This is a genomic window from Aerococcus sp. L_32 (assembly GCF_050689315.1).
The window spans coordinates 1-875 of the sequence record NZ_JBOEQF010000758.1 but is presented as its reverse complement, the minus strand read 5'-3'; the positions used below and the strand labels follow the sequence as shown (position 1 = coordinate 875).

Annotated in this window: 1 protein-coding gene; it reads right to left on the bottom strand. The window is 37.3% G+C overall.

What is annotated here, in order from left to right; genetic code table 11:
• Positions 1-44 precede the first annotated feature (44 nt).
• Positions 45-818: an ABC transporter ATP-binding protein gene (locus ACRCJ0_RS16260; RefSeq protein WP_016897926.1), complete on the bottom strand. Its 774-nt coding sequence runs from the start codon at positions 816-818 to the stop codon at positions 45-47.
• Between the last annotated feature and the right edge of the window lie 57 nt (positions 819-875).

Below are 875 nucleotides of genomic sequence, written 5' to 3'. Positions count from 1 at the left end.
CCGTATGAGACTTTCAAATCTTTTACTTCTAACATTGTCATATTTTACTCGCCTCCTAAGTATGCTTTGATAACAGCTGGATTACTTTGGATTTCACTAGGTGTACCGTGGGCGATCAATTTACCGTATTCTAATACGTAAATACGCTCGCATACATTCATTACTAGCGACATATCATGCTCAATAAGGACAACTGTAATGTCGAAATCTTTTTGAATTTGACGAATCAATTCAGTTAAGTTTGCTGTTTCATTGGGGTTCATCCCTGCTGCTGGTTCATCCAAGAATAAGATTTTTGGCTCAGTCGCTAAGGCACGAACGATTTCTAGACGACGTTGTTGACCATATGGCAAGTTTTTCGCTTTTTCATATAGTAAATCTTGAAGGTTAAAAATACTTAGCAATTCGATTGCGCGTTCTTTTAATTCTTCCCGGTTTTTGTAGAAAGCTGGCGTACGCAAAACACTAGACAAGAAGCTAGCGCCGTGTTTAGTATGTAAAGCTACTAACACGTTGTCTAAAACAGTCAACTGACCAAATAAACGGATATTTTGAAAGGTTCTTGCTAAACCATAGCGGTTGATTTCACTTGGCTCTTTACCATTTAAAACCACGTCACCTTCGTCAGTTGATAATTTTACTTCACCTGAACTCGGCTCATAAACACCAGTCAGCAAGTTGAATAATGTCGTTTTACCTGCACCGTTAGGGCCGATAAGTCCAACTAATTCATTCTTTTCTAAATCAATATTTACATTCGATACAGCGGCTAACCCGCCAAAATTTTTATTTAAATCTTTAATCGTCAATAATGACATGGTTATGCCTCCTCTTTATCAGAATCTTTTTTCTTGCGGTTGAATAATTTACTGAAT

Bases quoted from the DNA above. Each gene is read 5' to 3' on its own strand.
- ACRCJ0_RS16260 (WP_016897926.1), bottom strand. From the start codon at position 818: ATGTCATTATTGACGATTAAAGATTTAAATAAAAATTTTGGCGGGTTA.